18 protein-coding genes are annotated in these 14785 nt (G+C 66.2%); 9 read left to right on the forward strand and 9 right to left on the reverse strand.

The window, feature by feature from the left end:
- Nucleotides 1–375: 375 nt before the first annotated feature.
- A complete protein-coding gene (locus tag MJO58_RS01190) occupies nucleotides 376–1164 on the forward strand; it encodes a 5'-methylthioadenosine/adenosylhomocysteine nucleosidase (RefSeq protein WP_239723483.1) in 789 nt (262 codons plus the stop codon).
- Here the strand turns inward: MJO58_RS01190 and MJO58_RS01195 are convergent.
- On the reverse strand, nucleotides 1118–1759 hold the full coding sequence (locus tag MJO58_RS01195) for a CGNR zinc finger domain-containing protein (protein WP_239721770.1): 642 nt from the start codon (nucleotides 1757–1759) through the stop codon (nucleotides 1118–1120). The genes MJO58_RS01190 and MJO58_RS01195 overlap by 47 nt on opposite strands.
- An 85-nt stretch (nucleotides 1760–1844) precedes the next feature.
- On the opposite strand from MJO58_RS01195, the gene MJO58_RS01200 reads away from it, so the two are divergent.
- From MJO58_RS01200 to MJO58_RS01210, 3 genes are all read left to right on the forward strand, one after another.
- Nucleotides 1845–2537, forward strand: coding sequence for an SDR family oxidoreductase (locus MJO58_RS01200; RefSeq protein WP_239721771.1), 693 nt, complete (start codon nucleotides 1845–1847; stop codon nucleotides 2535–2537).
- Between the two features lie 65 nt (nucleotides 2538–2602).
- Nucleotides 2603–3055, forward strand: a complete 453-nt coding sequence (locus MJO58_RS01205) for an SRPBCC family protein (RefSeq protein ID WP_090598309.1) — start codon at nucleotides 2603–2605, stop codon at nucleotides 3053–3055.
- 8 nt (nucleotides 3056–3063) lie between these two features.
- Entirely contained in the window at nucleotides 3064–3870 is an 807-nt protein-coding gene (locus tag MJO58_RS01210; RefSeq protein WP_239721772.1) for an SDR family NAD(P)-dependent oxidoreductase, read from the forward strand.
- A gap of 3 nt (nucleotides 3871–3873) precedes the next feature.
- Here MJO58_RS01210 and MJO58_RS01215 read toward each other — a convergent pair whose 3' ends face one another.
- The 3 genes from MJO58_RS01215 to MJO58_RS01225 form a co-directional block, all read right to left on the reverse strand.
- Nucleotides 3874–4605: a class I SAM-dependent methyltransferase gene (locus tag MJO58_RS01215; RefSeq protein WP_239721773.1), complete on the reverse strand. Its 732-nt coding sequence runs from the start codon at nucleotides 4603–4605 to the stop codon at nucleotides 3874–3876.
- A gap of 123 nt (nucleotides 4606–4728) precedes the next feature.
- A complete protein-coding gene (locus tag MJO58_RS01220; protein ID WP_090598314.1) occupies nucleotides 4729–6108 on the reverse strand; it encodes a bifunctional lipase/adenylate cyclase LipJ in 1380 nt (459 codons plus the stop codon).
- A gap of 37 nt (nucleotides 6109–6145) precedes the next feature.
- Nucleotides 6146–6739: a TetR/AcrR family transcriptional regulator gene (locus tag MJO58_RS01225; RefSeq protein WP_239721774.1), complete on the reverse strand. Its 594-nt coding sequence runs from the start codon at nucleotides 6737–6739 to the stop codon at nucleotides 6146–6148.
- A 91-nt stretch (nucleotides 6740–6830) separates the two neighbouring features.
- Here MJO58_RS01225 and MJO58_RS01230 point away from each other — a divergent pair, with 91 nt between their 5' ends.
- Nucleotides 6831–7799, forward strand: a complete 969-nt coding sequence (locus MJO58_RS01230) for an oxygenase MpaB family protein (RefSeq protein WP_090598317.1) — start codon at nucleotides 6831–6833, stop codon at nucleotides 7797–7799.
- On the opposite strand, the gene MJO58_RS01235 is transcribed toward MJO58_RS01230, so the two are convergent.
- On the reverse strand, nucleotides 7796–8785 hold the full coding sequence (locus tag MJO58_RS01235; protein WP_239721775.1) for an amidohydrolase family protein: 990 nt from the start codon (nucleotides 8783–8785) through the stop codon (nucleotides 7796–7798). The two genes, MJO58_RS01230 and MJO58_RS01235, sit on opposite strands and share 4 nt — an antisense overlap.
- Before the next feature lie 211 nt (nucleotides 8786–8996).
- On the opposite strand from MJO58_RS01235, the gene MJO58_RS01240 reads away from it, so the two are divergent.
- The 3 genes from MJO58_RS01240 to MJO58_RS01250 all read left to right on the forward strand — a co-directional run bounded on the left by MJO58_RS01240 (nucleotide 8997) and on the right by MJO58_RS01250 (nucleotide 12392).
- Nucleotides 8997–9785, forward strand: coding sequence for an SDR family oxidoreductase (locus MJO58_RS01240; RefSeq protein ID WP_239721776.1), 789 nt, complete (start codon nucleotides 8997–8999; stop codon nucleotides 9783–9785).
- A 116-nt stretch (nucleotides 9786–9901) separates the two neighbouring features.
- Nucleotides 9902–10993 carry an acyl-CoA synthetase family protein gene (locus MJO58_RS01245; protein WP_090598322.1) on the forward strand — a complete coding sequence of 364 codons (1092 nt, stop codon included), beginning with the start codon at nucleotides 9902–9904 and terminating at the stop codon, nucleotides 10991–10993.
- Nucleotides 10994–11015: 22 nt separating this feature from the next.
- A complete protein-coding gene (locus MJO58_RS01250) occupies nucleotides 11016–12392 on the forward strand; it encodes an aldehyde dehydrogenase family protein (protein ID WP_239721777.1) in 1377 nt (458 codons plus the stop codon).
- On the opposite strand, the gene rpsR is transcribed toward MJO58_RS01250, so the two are convergent.
- From rpsR to rpmB, 4 genes are read right to left on the reverse strand one after another with little or no spacing between them, the layout of a single operon-like run.
- A complete protein-coding gene (gene rpsR, locus MJO58_RS01255) occupies nucleotides 12389–12637 on the reverse strand; it encodes a 30S ribosomal protein S18 (RefSeq protein ID WP_090598325.1) in 249 nt (82 codons plus the stop codon). The two genes, MJO58_RS01250 and rpsR, sit on opposite strands and share 4 nt — an antisense overlap.
- Nucleotides 12638–12943: a 30S ribosomal protein S14 gene (gene rpsN, locus MJO58_RS01260; protein ID WP_239721778.1), complete on the reverse strand. Its 306-nt coding sequence runs from the start codon at nucleotides 12941–12943 to the stop codon at nucleotides 12638–12640.
- Entirely contained in the window at nucleotides 12944–13108 is a 165-nt protein-coding gene (gene rpmG / locus MJO58_RS01265; protein WP_036465848.1) for a 50S ribosomal protein L33, read from the reverse strand.
- The gene (gene rpmB / locus MJO58_RS01270; protein WP_239721779.1) at nucleotides 13108–13344 is read right to left on the reverse strand and encodes a 50S ribosomal protein L28; all 237 of its coding nucleotides are present in this window, start codon (nucleotides 13342–13344) and stop codon (nucleotides 13108–13110) included. The genes rpmG and rpmB overlap by 1 nt, the downstream gene beginning before the upstream one ends.
- Before the next feature lie 165 nt (nucleotides 13345–13509).
- Here rpmB and mrf point away from each other — a divergent pair, with 165 nt between their 5' ends.
- Nucleotides 13510–14703: a ribosome hibernation factor-recruiting GTPase MRF gene (mrf, locus tag MJO58_RS01275; RefSeq protein ID WP_239721780.1), complete on the forward strand. Its 1194-nt coding sequence runs from the start codon at nucleotides 13510–13512 to the stop codon at nucleotides 14701–14703.
- Nucleotides 14704–14785: the final 82 nt, after the last annotated feature.

A 14785-nucleotide genomic window follows, 5' to 3' on the forward strand; every position in this document is an offset into this window, starting at 1 on the left:
GTCACAGGCGTGGTGACGGGAATAAATGCCGTGGAATGTGCGCTACGACACAAGCTGGATTAGCACTGCGTTTACCCGCTTGCTGCACACTTGTAAAACAGCTGCGGTGAAATTGACGAGTCGGCTGACTAGGCCGGCAAAGGAGGGGTCGAGACTGTGCCTACACTGCAGACCTTGATCAACCAGAGTTCTACCAACCTCGATGTAGTTGCCCCGATCAAAGCCCGCGCCTGCGATGCGCTGAATCTTGTGCTCAGGAACAGGTCACGCGGGCAGGGCGATGACTCACGCGTGATGCGCCGGGGTGCGGAGCGCTGCTGACCCCCTGACGGGTCGACAGAATCGCCGGCGGTGCCAGAGCCCCAATGGCCGGCGATTGGAGTTCGAGTTGCCCCCCAACGGAGCGCGGTGACGATCGGCGTCATCTGTGCAATCCCGCAAGAGTGGGCTTATCTACGCAGTGTGCTGTCCGGGGCGCGGCGCGAACAGATCGCACAGCTCACCTTCGATACCGGCGAACTCGATGCGCGGCGGGTGGTGCTGGCCGCGGCCGGCATGGGCAAGGTCAACACCGGTCTGGTGGCGACGCTTCTGGCCGACCGATTCCGTTGCCACACAATCGTTTTCACCGGTGTCGCGGGCGGACTGGATCCGCGGCTGCACATCGGCGACATCGTTATCGCCGACCGGGTGGTGCAGCACGACTTCGGGGTCATCGCAGACGAACGGCTGGCGCCCTACCAGCCTGGGCACGTCCCGTTCATCAACCCGACCGAGCGTTTCGGCTATCCGGTCGAACCCGAACTCTTCGACCGCGTCAGACGCCGTCTCGAGGGATTCACCCTTCCGGTGTTGCCACCGGCGGCGGGCGGCACCGCCACGCCGCCGCGGATCAGCTACGGCACCGTCTTGACCGGCGACCAGTACCTGCACTGCGAGTCCACCCGCGAGAGGTTGCACAACGATTTCGGGGGCCTGGCGATCGACATGGAGGGCGGTGCGCTGGCCCAGGTCTGCGAGGCGTTCGGCATCCCCTGGCTGGTGATCCGCGCGCTGTCCGACCTGGCCGGCACCGACTCCGGTGCCGATTTCAACCAGTTCGTCGAGGAGGTCGCGATCAGCTCAGCTCGCGTCCTGCTGCACCTGTTGCCGGCGCTGGGCTGAGTCGGTTGTCCTGCGCGGCGCGGTCGCGTTCACGCCGCCGTGCCCGTGAGGCCCGTAGGTTGGCGACGTTGCCGCACGTCTTCGCGTTGCACCAGACGCCGCTGTTGTTCTTCGATCGGTCGTAGAAGGTCGACATGCACGGCTGGTGATGGCAATTCTTGAGGCGCCGCCAGGTGCCGTCGCGCTGGCCCAGCAAGATCTCACCCCACAATGCCGAGGCCAGCCAGCGCCAGCCGTTGCCGGCGGGTTCCAGTCGGACTTCGCCGGTTTCGGACACCGCGAACGACGCCGAAATCGCCGCGGTGCCCGTCCCGGCCGCCGACTCGCCGCGCACCAGCTGCGCGATCGCCGCGCGCAACGCGCGCAGCTTCGGCAGGTCCGCGTCCGTGATGTCGGGCGGGTCGGTGGGCACGCCGCGCAGCTCTGCCCAGGTCCGCACCGCGCTGCTCACCCACTCCCGCGCGAGGGTGGCGTCGTCCAGTAGATCCGAGCCGTCGCGCTTCACGTCGATCGTGTTGAGGAAATCCTGGACCAAGCCCAGGCCACCGGGTGCGGTCGCGAGTTGGTAGCGCTGTGACGCAGACCATGAAGACATAACCAAATGCTACTTGACTATGTCGAACACGACAACTAATTTGACAGATGCAAAGCCATTTAACCTAAGTCAAGGAGTACGGATCATGGTCAACATCAAGGGGTCGACGGTCGTGGTCACCGGCGGACAGCGCGGACTCGGCAAGGCCATCGTGGACGAGTTCCTGCGCCGCGGCGCGGCCAAGGTCTATGCCACGGCGCGCACACCCAAGCCCAGCACTGACCCTCGCCTCGTAAGCGTTGCGCTTGACGTCACCCAGGCGGATTCGGTTGCGGCGCTGGCTATTACCGCCTCCGACGCAGACATCGTCGTCAACAACGCGGGCGTGCTCGGCGCGGCCAAGCTCCTGGACAGCGACATCGAGGAGGTCCAGGCGGTCTTCGAGACCAACTACTTCGGCGCGCTGCGGGTCGCGAAGGCGTTCGCGCCGATCCTCGCCGAAAACGGCGGGGGCGCGCTGGTGAACATCAGCTCGGTGCTGTCCTGGGTGGGCGGCTTCGGCGGCTACGGCGACTCCAAGGCCGCCATCTGGTCGCTGAGCAACTCCTTGCGGGTCGAGCTGGAGAAGCAGGGCACACTGGTCACCTCGGTACACCTGGGCTACACCGACACCGACATGACCACCGGGTTCGACGTCCCGAAGAACGACCCGCGGGACGTGGCCCATCAGATCGTGGCCGGCGTCGAGAACGGTGACGCCGAGGTGTTGGCCGACGACATGACCCGCCACTTTAAGGCGGCGCTGTCCGGACCGGCCGAGGCACTGCGCGCGGGCTAACGCGGCAGTCGCACGCCCTGGGGGTCGGCACGATGCCGGCCCCCAGTGGTGTTTGGATGACTTGTATGGATGAACCCGAAGGCATTGTGAGCGCCACCCGCGTCATCTCGGCCAGCGCCGAGCGCATCTTCGAATTGATCGCCGAGCCGTCTAGCCAGCCGAGCTGGGACGGCAACAACAACCTCGCCTCGGCGGCTCCCGGGCAGCGCGTCCGCGCGGTCGGTGACGTGTTCAAGATGACGTTGACCAACGGTGCAGTGCGGGAGAACCACGTCGTGGAATTCATCGAAGGCACCAAGATCGCTTGGCGCCCGGCCGAACCCGGAAAGCCGCCGCCCGGTCACCTGTGGCGCTGGGAGCTCAGTGGGATCAACTCCACACTGACCAACGTCACGCACACCTACGACTTCACCGCGCTGACCGACCCGAAGCGGCTCGAGAAGGCGCATTCGACGACGTCGGAGATGTTGCGCGATTCGATGGACAAGCTCGCGATGCTCGCCCAGCGCCTCGGGTAGGGCCAGGTATGCCCCTTCCATCGCCGGGAAGCGATCGCGGCGCAATCGTCACCGGCGCATCTTCGGGCATCGGTGAGCAATTCGCCGAGATGCTATCGGGGCGCGGCTATCAGGTCGTGCTGGTGGCCCGCAACGCCGACCGACTCAGCGCGCTCGCCGGGCGCTTGGGCCCCAATGCGCACCCGCTGCCCTCCGACCTGTCCGATCGATCCGCGCGGGCGGCTCTGCCGGACCGCGTCGCCGCCCTCGGCCTGACTCCGGACATCCTGATCAACAACGCCGGGCTGTCCACCCTCGGCCTCGTTGCGAAATCTGTTCCCGAGCAAGAAGTTAACCTCGTCGAAGTCGACGTGGCCGCCGTGGTCGATCTGTGCAGCAGGTTTTTGCCCGGCATGGTCGAGCGCGGACGGGGCGCCGTGCTGAATGTGGCGTCGGTGGCCGGGTTCGGGCCGCTGCCGGGCCAAGCGGCATACGGCGCCGCCAAGGCGTTCGTGTTGTCCTACACGCATAGCCTGCGCGGCGAACTGCGTGGCACCGGCGTGACCGCGACCGCGCTGTGTCCCGGGCCGGTGGACACCGGTTTCGGTGAAGCAGCGGGCTTCAGCAAGGAGGAAGCCGAGGCCGCCCTACCGCGGATCATGTGGATTCCCGCCGACAAGGTCGCACAGGCGGGAATCGACGGGCTGGCCGCGGGCAAAGCCGTCGTGATCCCGGGCCGGATCAACCGAATCGCGGCGGCTTTCTTCCGGATCGCGCCGCCCGAGTCGCTGTTGCCACTACTGGTGCGCAATCACCCGGCTTTCAAACGGGACTGAACGTCAGCCTCTTTTGGCGCGCACCCACTGGAACGTGCCGACGTTTTTGACCCGCACGCTGAGCAAGCCGTTGTCTTCGAGGAGGTCGCCGATTTCGTCTTCGCCGAAGATGTGCGCGCCGATGTTGGGCAGCAGCTGCCACACCCGCGCGGCACGCCCCGCGGTCGGGACCATGATGGCCAGCCGTCCGCCGGGTCGCAGCACCCGCGCCATCTCGGCCAGCGCGGCGGCCGGATCCGGAATCAATTGCAGCACCGCCATCGAGACCACCGCGTCGACGGTGCCGTCGCGCAGCGGAAGTCGTTGTGCGTCAGCCCTTATGAAGCCGACATGCGGGCCTGCCTCGTTGCGCACGGCCCGGGCCAGCATCGCCTCGGAGATGTCGACGCCCAAGGCCAATCCGTCCTTGCCCGCCGCGCGTGCCAGCGACGCGGTGACGGTGCCCGGCCCGGAGCCGACATCCAGCGCGGTGCCCCCCGGCGGGATGTCCAGCCAGTCGGCGGGGTGCTGCAGCGCGGCGATCAGCCGTCGGGAGACAGCCTGCGCGTTGTCGTAAAGCATTGAGCCGATGGGAGATGCCCATGCCGCCTGGATCGGGCCGGTGTTCTTCGGGATGTCGTCGTTGCCGAGCAGATCGAGATACCCCTTGCTGGCATCCGGAATCGCCGGCGGATCGGCTAGCAGATCCAGCGCTCGGCGCAACGCGGGCGGAAGCGAAACGTGCACGTCGGTCATGCGTGCTCCTTCGATCAAATGTCAAGCTGTACGCCGAAATCCGGGGAGCCGCGACGCTGACAGTCTCCCCAACGCAGCCTACGCGCGACGGTGCGTCACCCGCCCTGTCGAATGTGGGCTTGGTTACCGCCTGACGACGGCGTGCTCGCTCACCAGGGCGTACAACCGCCACTGGCCCGGCACGCCTTTGAGTGCGGTCTCGCCGCGGTCGGTGAACCTGTGCCGTGAGCCGGTGACGATGTCGCGCAGCGTCGACGACACCAACACCTCGCTGGGGCCCGCCTGGGCGGCGACCCGGGCGCAAATGTGCACCGCCATGCCGGCGATGTCGTCCTTGAGAGCGCCGCCGCGCAGTTCCACCTCACCTGCGTGGATGCCCGCCCGCACCTCGATGCCCAGCACCCGAACCGCGTCGACGATGGCGTCCGCGCAAGCGATCGCCGCGCTCGGGCTGCTGAACGTGGCGACGAATCCGTCTCCGGCCGTGTTGACTTCGCGACCGGAGAAGCGCTGCAGTTCCCGGCGCACGATGGCGTCGTGGTTGTCCAGCAGATCGCGCCAGCGATCGTCACCGAGCAGGGCGGCCCGCTCGGTCGAGCTGACGATGTCGGTGAACACGATCGTGGTCAGCAGTCGTTCCGCGTCCGAGCCGCCGCGCAGGCCGGTGATGAACTCCTCGATCTCGTCCAGCATCGGAGCCGTATTACCGGTCCAGTACAAGGCATCTTCGCCCGGCAACTCCACGAAACGCGACCCGGCGATGTGCTCGGCCAGGTAGTGCGCGTGGCCAATCGGGCTGAACTCCGGATTGTCGCGATGCAGGATCAACGTTGGCGTCTTGATGCGAGGAAGGATGTCGCGCACGTCGGAGTGCCGGATGGTCTCGATGACCACGCGCGCCATGCTTGGGGATGCGGCCCGGTTCCCGGAGTGGTCCCACCACGCGCGGAATGCCTCGTCACTGGCAACCGACGGCGCGATGATGCCGAGCATGTCGAAGCCCTTCTCGACGGCGTCCGGCTCGACCCCCACCGTCGTGTACGGCTGGGCCTCCACCTCGTCGCTGCCAATCGGGTAGTCAGGACCACGCAGCGTTCTCGCGCCGCCGTTGAAGATCACCAGGTTGCAAACCCGCTCAGGGAATTCGGCGGCGAGCACCAGCCCGGCCAAGGAGGTGAACCCCGGGGCGAACACCGTCGCCCGATCGCACCCGGCCGCGTCCATGACGGCGATCGCGTCCTGCGCCCAGGACCGGGGTCCGATCATGTCCAACGAGGGAACCCGCGACGACATGCCGATTCCACGTTGGTCGAACCGGATCACGCGGCTGAAGGACGCCAGCCGTCGATGAAAGCGGTACATCGACGGCTCACTGTCGACACAGTCAATCGGAATGAGGGGGCCCGGCAGCACCAGCAAGTCGATCGGGCCATCGCCGAAGACCTGATAGGCGATGTCGAGTTCGCCGCAACTGGCGTACCGAGTCCGCGGAACCGGCGCCACGCCACCAGGCTAATGCAGGGCTACGACAAACCCGGGGCTAGCCGCCGATGATGGGCACCAGGTAGCGCCCGGCGTACTCCCGGACGGCGGTGTGATCCGAGGTGTCGAGCCGATCGGTGGGGAAGACGATGATGCCCAGCGCCACGCGCAGCAGCACGTCGGCGATGTTGGCCAGGTCGGCGTCGGGAATGTCCGCCCCGCATCTGCGCAGGGTGTGAGCGATCCCGGCGGCGAATTGGCTGATCGGGAAGGCGTGCGATCGGGAGAACAGCCCGAACAGCTCGGGTTCGCTTTCCACGATGCGCGAGTACAGCGGGGAGTCCTGGACCAGGCGCACACCCAGCGTGAACGCCTCGATCACTGCTTGCTGCGGATTGCAGCCGGCGGTGGCCCGGTCCAAGGTGGCGAAAAAGAGCTCGCCCTCGCGCCGGACCACCCGTTCGACCAGGTCGTCCTTGGTGGGGAAACGCCGATAGAGGGTGCTGCGGCTGACCCCGGCCCGGGCGGCGACGTCCTCCATGTTCGCGCGGCGCACGCCGTAGGTCTCGAAGACCGCGCGCGCGGTGTCCAGGAGGGCATCGTCGGTATCGCCGCCGTCGATGAGGGTGCCGTCGAGGCGGTGTTTCCGCATGGCTCACGACCCCCTCGGCAATGTCGGTGCCCCAATGCTAGGTTTGAAACAAAGATACAACTTTGTGTCACTGATTCGGCGGAGGTTGGGCATGACTGCCGAGAACGACCAGTTGGCCGGCCCGACGGCCGGTGCCCGTTTCGACACCGGTGTTCGGGAAGCGGTCCCGGTATTAGTCGAGGGGCCGGTCGACGACGAGATCGCAAAGGCCGCGCCGCGGCTGGGGCCCGAATCCCTGATCTGGAAGTTCTACGGCGATCACCGCACGCAATTCTTTGGGTTCCAGCGCGTCGCCGGTGTCGAGAACTGCATCGAGCAGCTTGCCCAGGGGGTGCTCGATCACTCGGTGATCTTCAGCGACACGTTGGGCCGCGCCAAGCGAACCGCGCCGCCGTTGATGAAGACCGTCTACTCCGACGACCCACACGAGTGGGGTCGCAAGGTCCGCGACTTTCACAAACCGATCAAGGGCACCATCAGCGACGGCTCGCGGTATCACGCGCTGAACCCCGAGTTGTTCTATTGGGCGCACGCGACTTTCGTCGACCAGGTCATCTACAACACCGATACGTTCATCCGGCGGCTATCGGACGCGGAGAAGGAACAGATCTTCGATGAGGGCAAGGTCTGGTACAGCCTCTACGGCGTCAGCGAGCGCGGCCAGCCGCAGACCTACGCCGACTTCGTCAGCTATTGGGACGACATGCTCGAGCGGTTCGTGCCGCACAAGACCGTCCTGTACGGCACCGGCTACATCCGCAAGGGGATTCCCGGACCGCGTTGGATGCCCAAGGGCGTTTGGCAGGTCTTGTCGGCGCCGCTGAACGCCTACACCCGTCTCGTGTTGGTCGGAACCTTGCCGCCACAGATGCGCCAAGTGTGCCAACTGGAGTGGGATGCCAAGAAGGAGAAGCGGTTTCAGCGCTTTGCGACGGTCGTGCGTGCGCTGAATCCGGTGCTCAACCGGTTGCCGCTCTGGTTGCTCTACACGCCGTGGGCGGTAACGGCGTGGCGCCGGGCGGGCGTCGACCCGCGCCGGCTGCACAACCGCGCCGGCTAAGTGATCCGCAGCAGCCGTTCGGCATTGCCGTGTGCGATCTTCTCGCGGTCGGTGGGGGACAGCGTCGTCCGCTCGAATCCCTGGACGGCTTCGTAAGAGGATTCGTAGGGGTAGTCGATGGAGAACATCAACGCGTCGGCCCCGACCTCCAGCACGGCTCCGAGCAGCACCGCGGGTGAGAACACGCCGCTGTTGGTGAAGACGATGTTGGTGCCGAGGTAATCCGACGGCGCGCGCCGCAACGTGCTGGTTTCCGAGAGCGACGTCGACGCGAAGCGGGTGTCGATGCGGCTGCGCTGAAATGGCAGAAACTCGCCCATGTGCCCCAAGATCATCGTCGCCGCGGGATGCCGGTCGAATACGCCGCTGAACAGGATTCGCAGTGCATGCCCGCTGACTTCGGCGGCCCAGCTCCAGGTTGCGCCGTACAACTCGGGCCGCCCCTCGATGACCTGCCAGTGATCGGCCGGCGGTGCGCCGGGGTGCAAATACAGTGGCACACCAAGGGATTCCGCCGCCGCCCACAGCTCGTCGTATGCGGGCGCGTCCAGGTAGCGGCCGCCGGGTCCTGTGATGCAGTCGTTGACCAGGGCGCCGCAGAATCCGTCTTGGGTGACGGCGCGTTCCAGTTCGATCACCGCCGCGGCGGGATCCTGCAAGGGCAACGCCGCGAATCCACGGAAGCGATCGGGATTTTCGCTGATGGCCTTCGCCAGGTAGTCGTTGGCGAAGCGCGCGTTGTCACGGGCTTGTTCGGCGTCGATGTCGACCTGCAGGCCGGGAGATGTCAGCGAAAGCACCTGGATGTCGATGCCGGCATCGTCCATCTCGGCCAGCCGGTGTTCGCCGAAGTCGGGCAGCCGGAGTTCACAGCGCTGGGCCCATTCCGTCGTCATCCGCTTCTGCAGTTGCTGATGCTCCGTGGTGGGCTGACGCTCGGCCAGCTCCGGGATGAAAAATGCTTCTTCCAAGGCGATGTAGCGCATCGGCGTTCCTCACTGTCGGATTGTGCTGTCTCCCTTCGACTCTGCCTGCCCGCCGCCTATTTGCGAAATGAATATATTGCATAGTGAGTATGTCTGCCGTGCATATTGATCCGACTTGGCCTGAGGTGGTGACTCGGGCGGAAACTCGTGGTTACCTCAAGGCATATTGCGGCATCCCGGTACGTCAGCCCGAGCGTGAGGAGCACAACCGATGCAAATGACGGGTAATACCGTTCTGGTCACAGGCGGCGGCACCGGAATCGGCCGGGGTTTGGCGGAGTCGTTCCATCGGCTCGGTAACCAGGTAGTGATCGCGGGCCGCCGTCGGGAGCTACTGCAGGCCGTCGTCGAGGCCAACCCCGGCATCGGCTACCTGTCGCTGGACCAATCCGACGCGGCCGACGTCAGGCGGTTCGCCGTCGAGCTGACGGACCGCTATCCGGACTTCAACGTCTTGGTCAACAACGCCGGCACTCAGCGCGTCGAGGACCTCACCTCCAGCAACGTCGGCCTGGCGGAGCAGAGCATCGCGATCAACCTGCTCGGCCCGATCCGGCTCACTTCGGCACTGCTTCCGGCGCTGTTCAGAAAGCCGCGTGCCACCATCCTCAACGTGACGTCCGGCCTGGCCTTCATGCCCAGCGCGCTCACGCCGACCTATTGCGCCTCCAAGGCCGCGTTGCACTCCTACACGCAGTCGCTGCGCTTCCAGCTTCGTGACACGGCGATCCAGGTCATCGAAATCATTCCGCCGCACGTGCAGACCGCGCTGCAGGGCGATCGCGGATTCGACCCGAGGGCGATGCCGCTGGAGGAGTATGTCGCGGAGACGATGTCCCTGCTGCGGACGGAGCCCCTGGCCGACGAGATCGTCGTGGAGCGGGTCAAGAATTTCCGCTACGCCGAACGCGACGGCACCTACCGCGACATCTATCCGGCCTTCAACGAGGCGATGACGGCCTGGCTGCGCAGTGCGGGCAGCACCCAGGGCGCCCGCTGAAAACCTTGCGGCCATACGGAATTCGCTGCGCCATAGGCTAACGTTCAGTCTTTGTATGCCCAGTGGGGCCCGAGCCTGCATGGCGGGCGGAACCGGCATACGACAGGATCGAGGGCATGGCCGATATCGACTTTTCGTTGTTGGACGTCCCGAGATCGGCACCGGTTGACGACCCCGAGGCGTACTTGCGTGCGGCGATCGCGTGGCACTTCGGTGCGGACACCGGCTCCGCCTTTTGGCTCCGGACCGCCAAGACACTGGACTTCGATCCGTTGACGGACGTCAAGACCTTCACCGATTTGCGGCTGTTTCCCAATCTGCTGGGTGAGTTGCGCAATGTGCCGGTCGAGGATCTGATCCCGCGCGGATACGGCTCGCCGCCGCCGGTGCCGCAGGTTTTCGAATCCGGCGGCACCACCGGGGCTCCGAAACGTACTGCGCAACTTCCGGATTGGGTCGCCCAGGTCATCGAATGGCAGACTGAGGACTTCGCCACCGGCGGTTTTGAACGCGGCCGTGGTTTTTTGTGTCTGATGCCGAGCGGCCCGCACGGCGTGGGCTTCTTCTCGCGGCTGGTCGCCGAGCGGCTTGGCTCGGCGTTTCACGCGATCGACATCGATCCGCGCTGGGTGAAGAAGATTGCCGCGCGCAATGCCGCCGGAGAGGTCGCGGCCTATGTCGAGCACGTCCTCGAGCAGGCCGCACATGTGCTGCAGACGCAGAACGTCGCGAACCTGCACGCCACTCCACCGCTGCTCGAGGCGATCGCTCGCAACGACGACCTGGTGGACTTGGTGAACGCCAAGATTCGCTATCTGTTGCTCAGCGGTGCGCACGTGGACGCCGACACGCTGGACCTGTTGCGCGACATCTTCCCCGAGACGACGATCACGATGGCCTTCGGCAGCACGATGATTCTGTCGCAGGCGGTCACCCGAATCGAGGACGACGCATTCGTTTTCGACCCGCGGACACCGTACGTGGTGTTCTGGGTGATCGATCCCGACACCGGAGAACAAGTGCCCTACGGGCAGCTGGGCCAGGTGGTGATGAACCACATCAGCAAGGGCATGTTCTTGCCGAACAACCTGGAACGCGACATGGCGATCCGGATGCCCGGGCCCGCTGGGCAACTCAGCGATTCGGTCAGCGCGGTACGGCCGGTCGCCACGTTCGAGGGCGAGGCCGTCATCGAGGGCGTGTACTGAGGTGACCGGCGAAACCCGAAGCGTGGCAACTGATTTAGTGCTGATCGACGCGCTCGGGCCCAGCGGCGAGTACCGGACGCGCAATCGAGAGATCGTCGCTACCACGGCAGGAGTGCCGGTCGCCGAACTGAGTCTGGTGCCTGCGCTCTATGTGTCGCGCGCCATCGGGGCGCAGCGCAAGGTCGCGCCGCTACCGGTCGCCGAGCGGGAAAAGGCATTGGCCGCGGCGGCCGACATCTTCCGTACCGCGGAGATCGGCGGCCTGGGCTTCGACGCCTATGTCGAACTGGCCAGCCGGATTTCGGGCGTACCGATCGTGGTCACCCGCACGGGGGCCCGCAACGTCGCAGACGCTGTTGCGCACGCCTTCGACGCGGTGCGCCCGGCTCAGCCGATCGGCGCGGCCCGCGACTGGCGCGACGAACGCACCCGTGCCGGCAGCGCGGTCTGGACACGGCGGGGCGAGATATTCGCCGTGCACGCCGCGGGAAACGGCCCGGGCGTGCACGGCCTGTGGCCCCAAGCGCTCGCCCTGGGCTACCGGGTCGCGGTGCGCCCGTCGCGTCGCGAGCCGTTCACCGGACACCGACTGGTTAGTGCCCTGCGCCAGGCCGGATTTCGGCCCGAGGACGTCGTCTTCCTGCCCACCGATCACGGCGGAGCCGACGAGATCATCCGCCGCGCCGACCTGGCGATGGTGTACGGCGGCCAGGACGTCGTCGACAAGTACGCCGTTGATCCGACGGTGCTGGTGAACGGACCGGGCCGGGCCAAGATCCTGATCACCGCCGATCGCGATTGGCGTGACTACCTCGACCTGATCGTCGACTCGATCGCGAATCTCGGTGGTATGGCGTGTGTCAACACCACCGCCGTGCTCTACGAGGGCGACCCCGGCCCGCTGGCTGCCGCGATCGCCGCCCGGTTGGCGACAATCGAGCCGCTGCCCACCGAGGACGAGCGGGCGATTCTGCCCACCCAACCCGTCGACAAGGCGCGGGCGCTGGCCGCCTATCTGGCGACCAAGGCCGCCGGCACCACCGCGCTGCTCGGCGCCGATCAGGTCGTCGCCGCGGTGGGTGACGGCTATGCCGCCCTGCGCCCGGCGGTTCATCTGCTGGCCGAGCCGGATGTCGACAAGCTCAACGTCGAACTGGCCTTCCCGTGCGTGTGGGTGTCGCCGTGGTCGCGCGCCGACGGCCTGACGCCGTTGCGAAACTCGTTGGTAATAAACGTGATTACCAACGACGACGACCTGATCGACAGCGTGCTCGGCGACCCGACCATCAGCAACGTCTACCGCGGAAACCACCCGACCTTCTACGGCGCCCCCGAGATTCCGCACGACGGATTCCTCGCGGACGCGCTGATGCGCAACAAGGGTTTCATCCGGGACTAGCGGCCGGCGACGTAAGGCAACAGCGCCATCTCGCGGGCATTTCGGATCGCGGTGGCCACCTGCCGTTGCTGTTGCACCGTCAGGCCGGTGACGCGGCGGGACCGGATTCGGCCCCGTTCGGAGAGGAATATCTTCAGCGTCGTAATATCTTTGTAGTCCACGTGTTTGACGCCGAGACTGCTGAGCAGGTTCTTCTTTTTCTCGACCGGTTGGGTACGGCTCGGACGGCTCTTCTTGGCGGCCATCTACCAACTCGCCTTTCGTATGCCGGGAAGTTGCCCCTGGTGGGCCAGCTCGCGCACCCGCACCCGGGACAGCCCGAATTTGCGCAGGTGCCCGCGGGGACGACCGTCGACCGAGTCACGGTTGCGTACCCGCACCGCGCTGGCATCGCGAGGCTGGCGGGCGAGCGCCGCCTGTGCGGCCAGCCGCTGCTCGGGATCACTTGCCGGAGAACGGATGATCTGTTTGAGCAGGGCGCGGCGCTCCGCATAGCGGGCCACGATCGCGCGACGCTGGTCGTTCTTGACGATCTTGGATCTCTTGGCCATTCAGCGTTCCTCCCGGAACTCGACGTGGCGGCGGACCACCGGGTCGTACTTGCGCAGCGTGAGCCGGTCGGGGTCGTTGCGCCGGTTTTTGCGGGTGATGTAGGTGTAGCCGGTGCCGGCCGTGGAGCGGAGCTTGACGATCGGGCGAATCTCGTTGCGCGCCATCAGATTCGCTGACCTTCTCGGCGCAGTCGCGCGACAACGGCCTCGATGCCGTCACGGTCGACGACCTTGATGCCCTTGGCGCTGACCCGCAACGTGATGCGCCGGCCCTCCGACGGCAGATAGTACGTCTTGACTTGAATATTGGGCGACCACCGCCGCGAGGTTCGGCGATGCGAGTGCGACACCGCGTTACCGAAACTCACTGTGCGGCCGGTGACCTGACAATGCTTGGACATGACGGCTCCTTTCCACGGGGTTGTCGGGCCGAAACGGCACAATCCAACCAACGAGTCGACGTTTGACAGGTTCCACGGTTATTGAAAATCATTTTCGACAAGGCCTGCCCGGCACTGTACCGTGGCGGAGGCGTTATTGAAAATCATTTGCAATAAGGAGTTGGGATGCGGACCCCGGTGGTGCTGGTTGCGGGTCAGGGCGACACCGACGCAGTGGCGGGGGCGTTCCTGCGCCGGCCCGGAACGGTGGTCGTCGAGCATCGGTTCGACGGCCACGTGGTGCGGCGCACGACGGCGATGGTGCACCAGGGCGAGTTGACGACCGCCGAGCAGGCATTGGAGCTGGCGCACGGGTGCGTGTCCTGCACCGTACGCAACGACCTGCTGATACTGCTGCGCAAGCTGGCCCGCCACGCCGGAGTCGAGCGCATCGTCGTGCATCTGTCGCAGTGGCTGGAACCCGAACCCATCTGTGTCGCGATCAACCACGTTCGGGTGCGTGTCGGTCCCGGCTACCCCGACGGTCCGGCCGCCCTGGACGTGGCGATCGCCGGCGTGGTGGCGTGTATCGACACCCACACCTGGCTTTCCCGCGCACTCGGCGACGCCGCGCTGCCCGACGGTCGCACGATGGCCCAGGTCGTCGTTGGCCAGGCGGAGTTCGCCGACCTCTTGGTGCTGACGCGTCCGGAGCCCGTGACGCTGGCCGTGCTGCGCAGGCTTGCTCCGCGGGCGCGGATCACGGTGGGGCTCGAGCGCGTCGACATGGCGCTGGCGAATCTGGACGACGACTCGCGACGCGGCCGCAGCGATCATCCGCACGGTTGGCTGCTGGCCGGCCGGCCACCGCTGAGCGTCGAGGGGATGGTGCGCATCGTCGAATTCAACGCGCGTCGCCCGTTTCACCCCGAACGCTTGCACGCCGCCGTGGATCTGCTGTTGACCGGGGTGGTGCGCACCCGCGGGCGGCTCTGGCTGGCCAACCGGTTCGACCAGGTCATGTGGCTGGAGTCGGCCGGCGGTGGTTTGCGGGTCGCCGGTGCGGGAAAATGGCTGGCTGCGATGACCGCGCAAGAGGCGGCCGCGGTCGACGCCGAACGGCGCCTGTTCGCCGAGTTGCAGTGGGAGTACCGGTTCGGTGACCGGCACACGGCGATGACGATACTGGTCTGCGGCGCAGAACCGCCCGACCTTCTCGATGCTCTGCACGCAGCGCTGCTCACCGACGCGGAGATGGCCCGACCGCGCGAGTGGGGCGGCTACCCGGACCCGTTCGGCGACTGGCATGAGGACCCCTGCGACGAATCCTCCGGCACAGCCGAAGAAGTCGCATCCGACGCCGACCGTCGGGAGTCGTGAATAACACCTGTAACCGGGACCGGGGGTTCGCCCGGTAGGGGTGGTCTGGTAGCTGTAGGTTACGAGTCGCACGGCGTTGGGA

The sequence above is a fragment of the Mycobacterium lentiflavum genome, from assembly GCF_022374895.2.
Lineage (GTDB): Bacteria > Actinomycetota > Actinomycetes > Mycobacteriales > Mycobacteriaceae > Mycobacterium > Mycobacterium lentiflavum.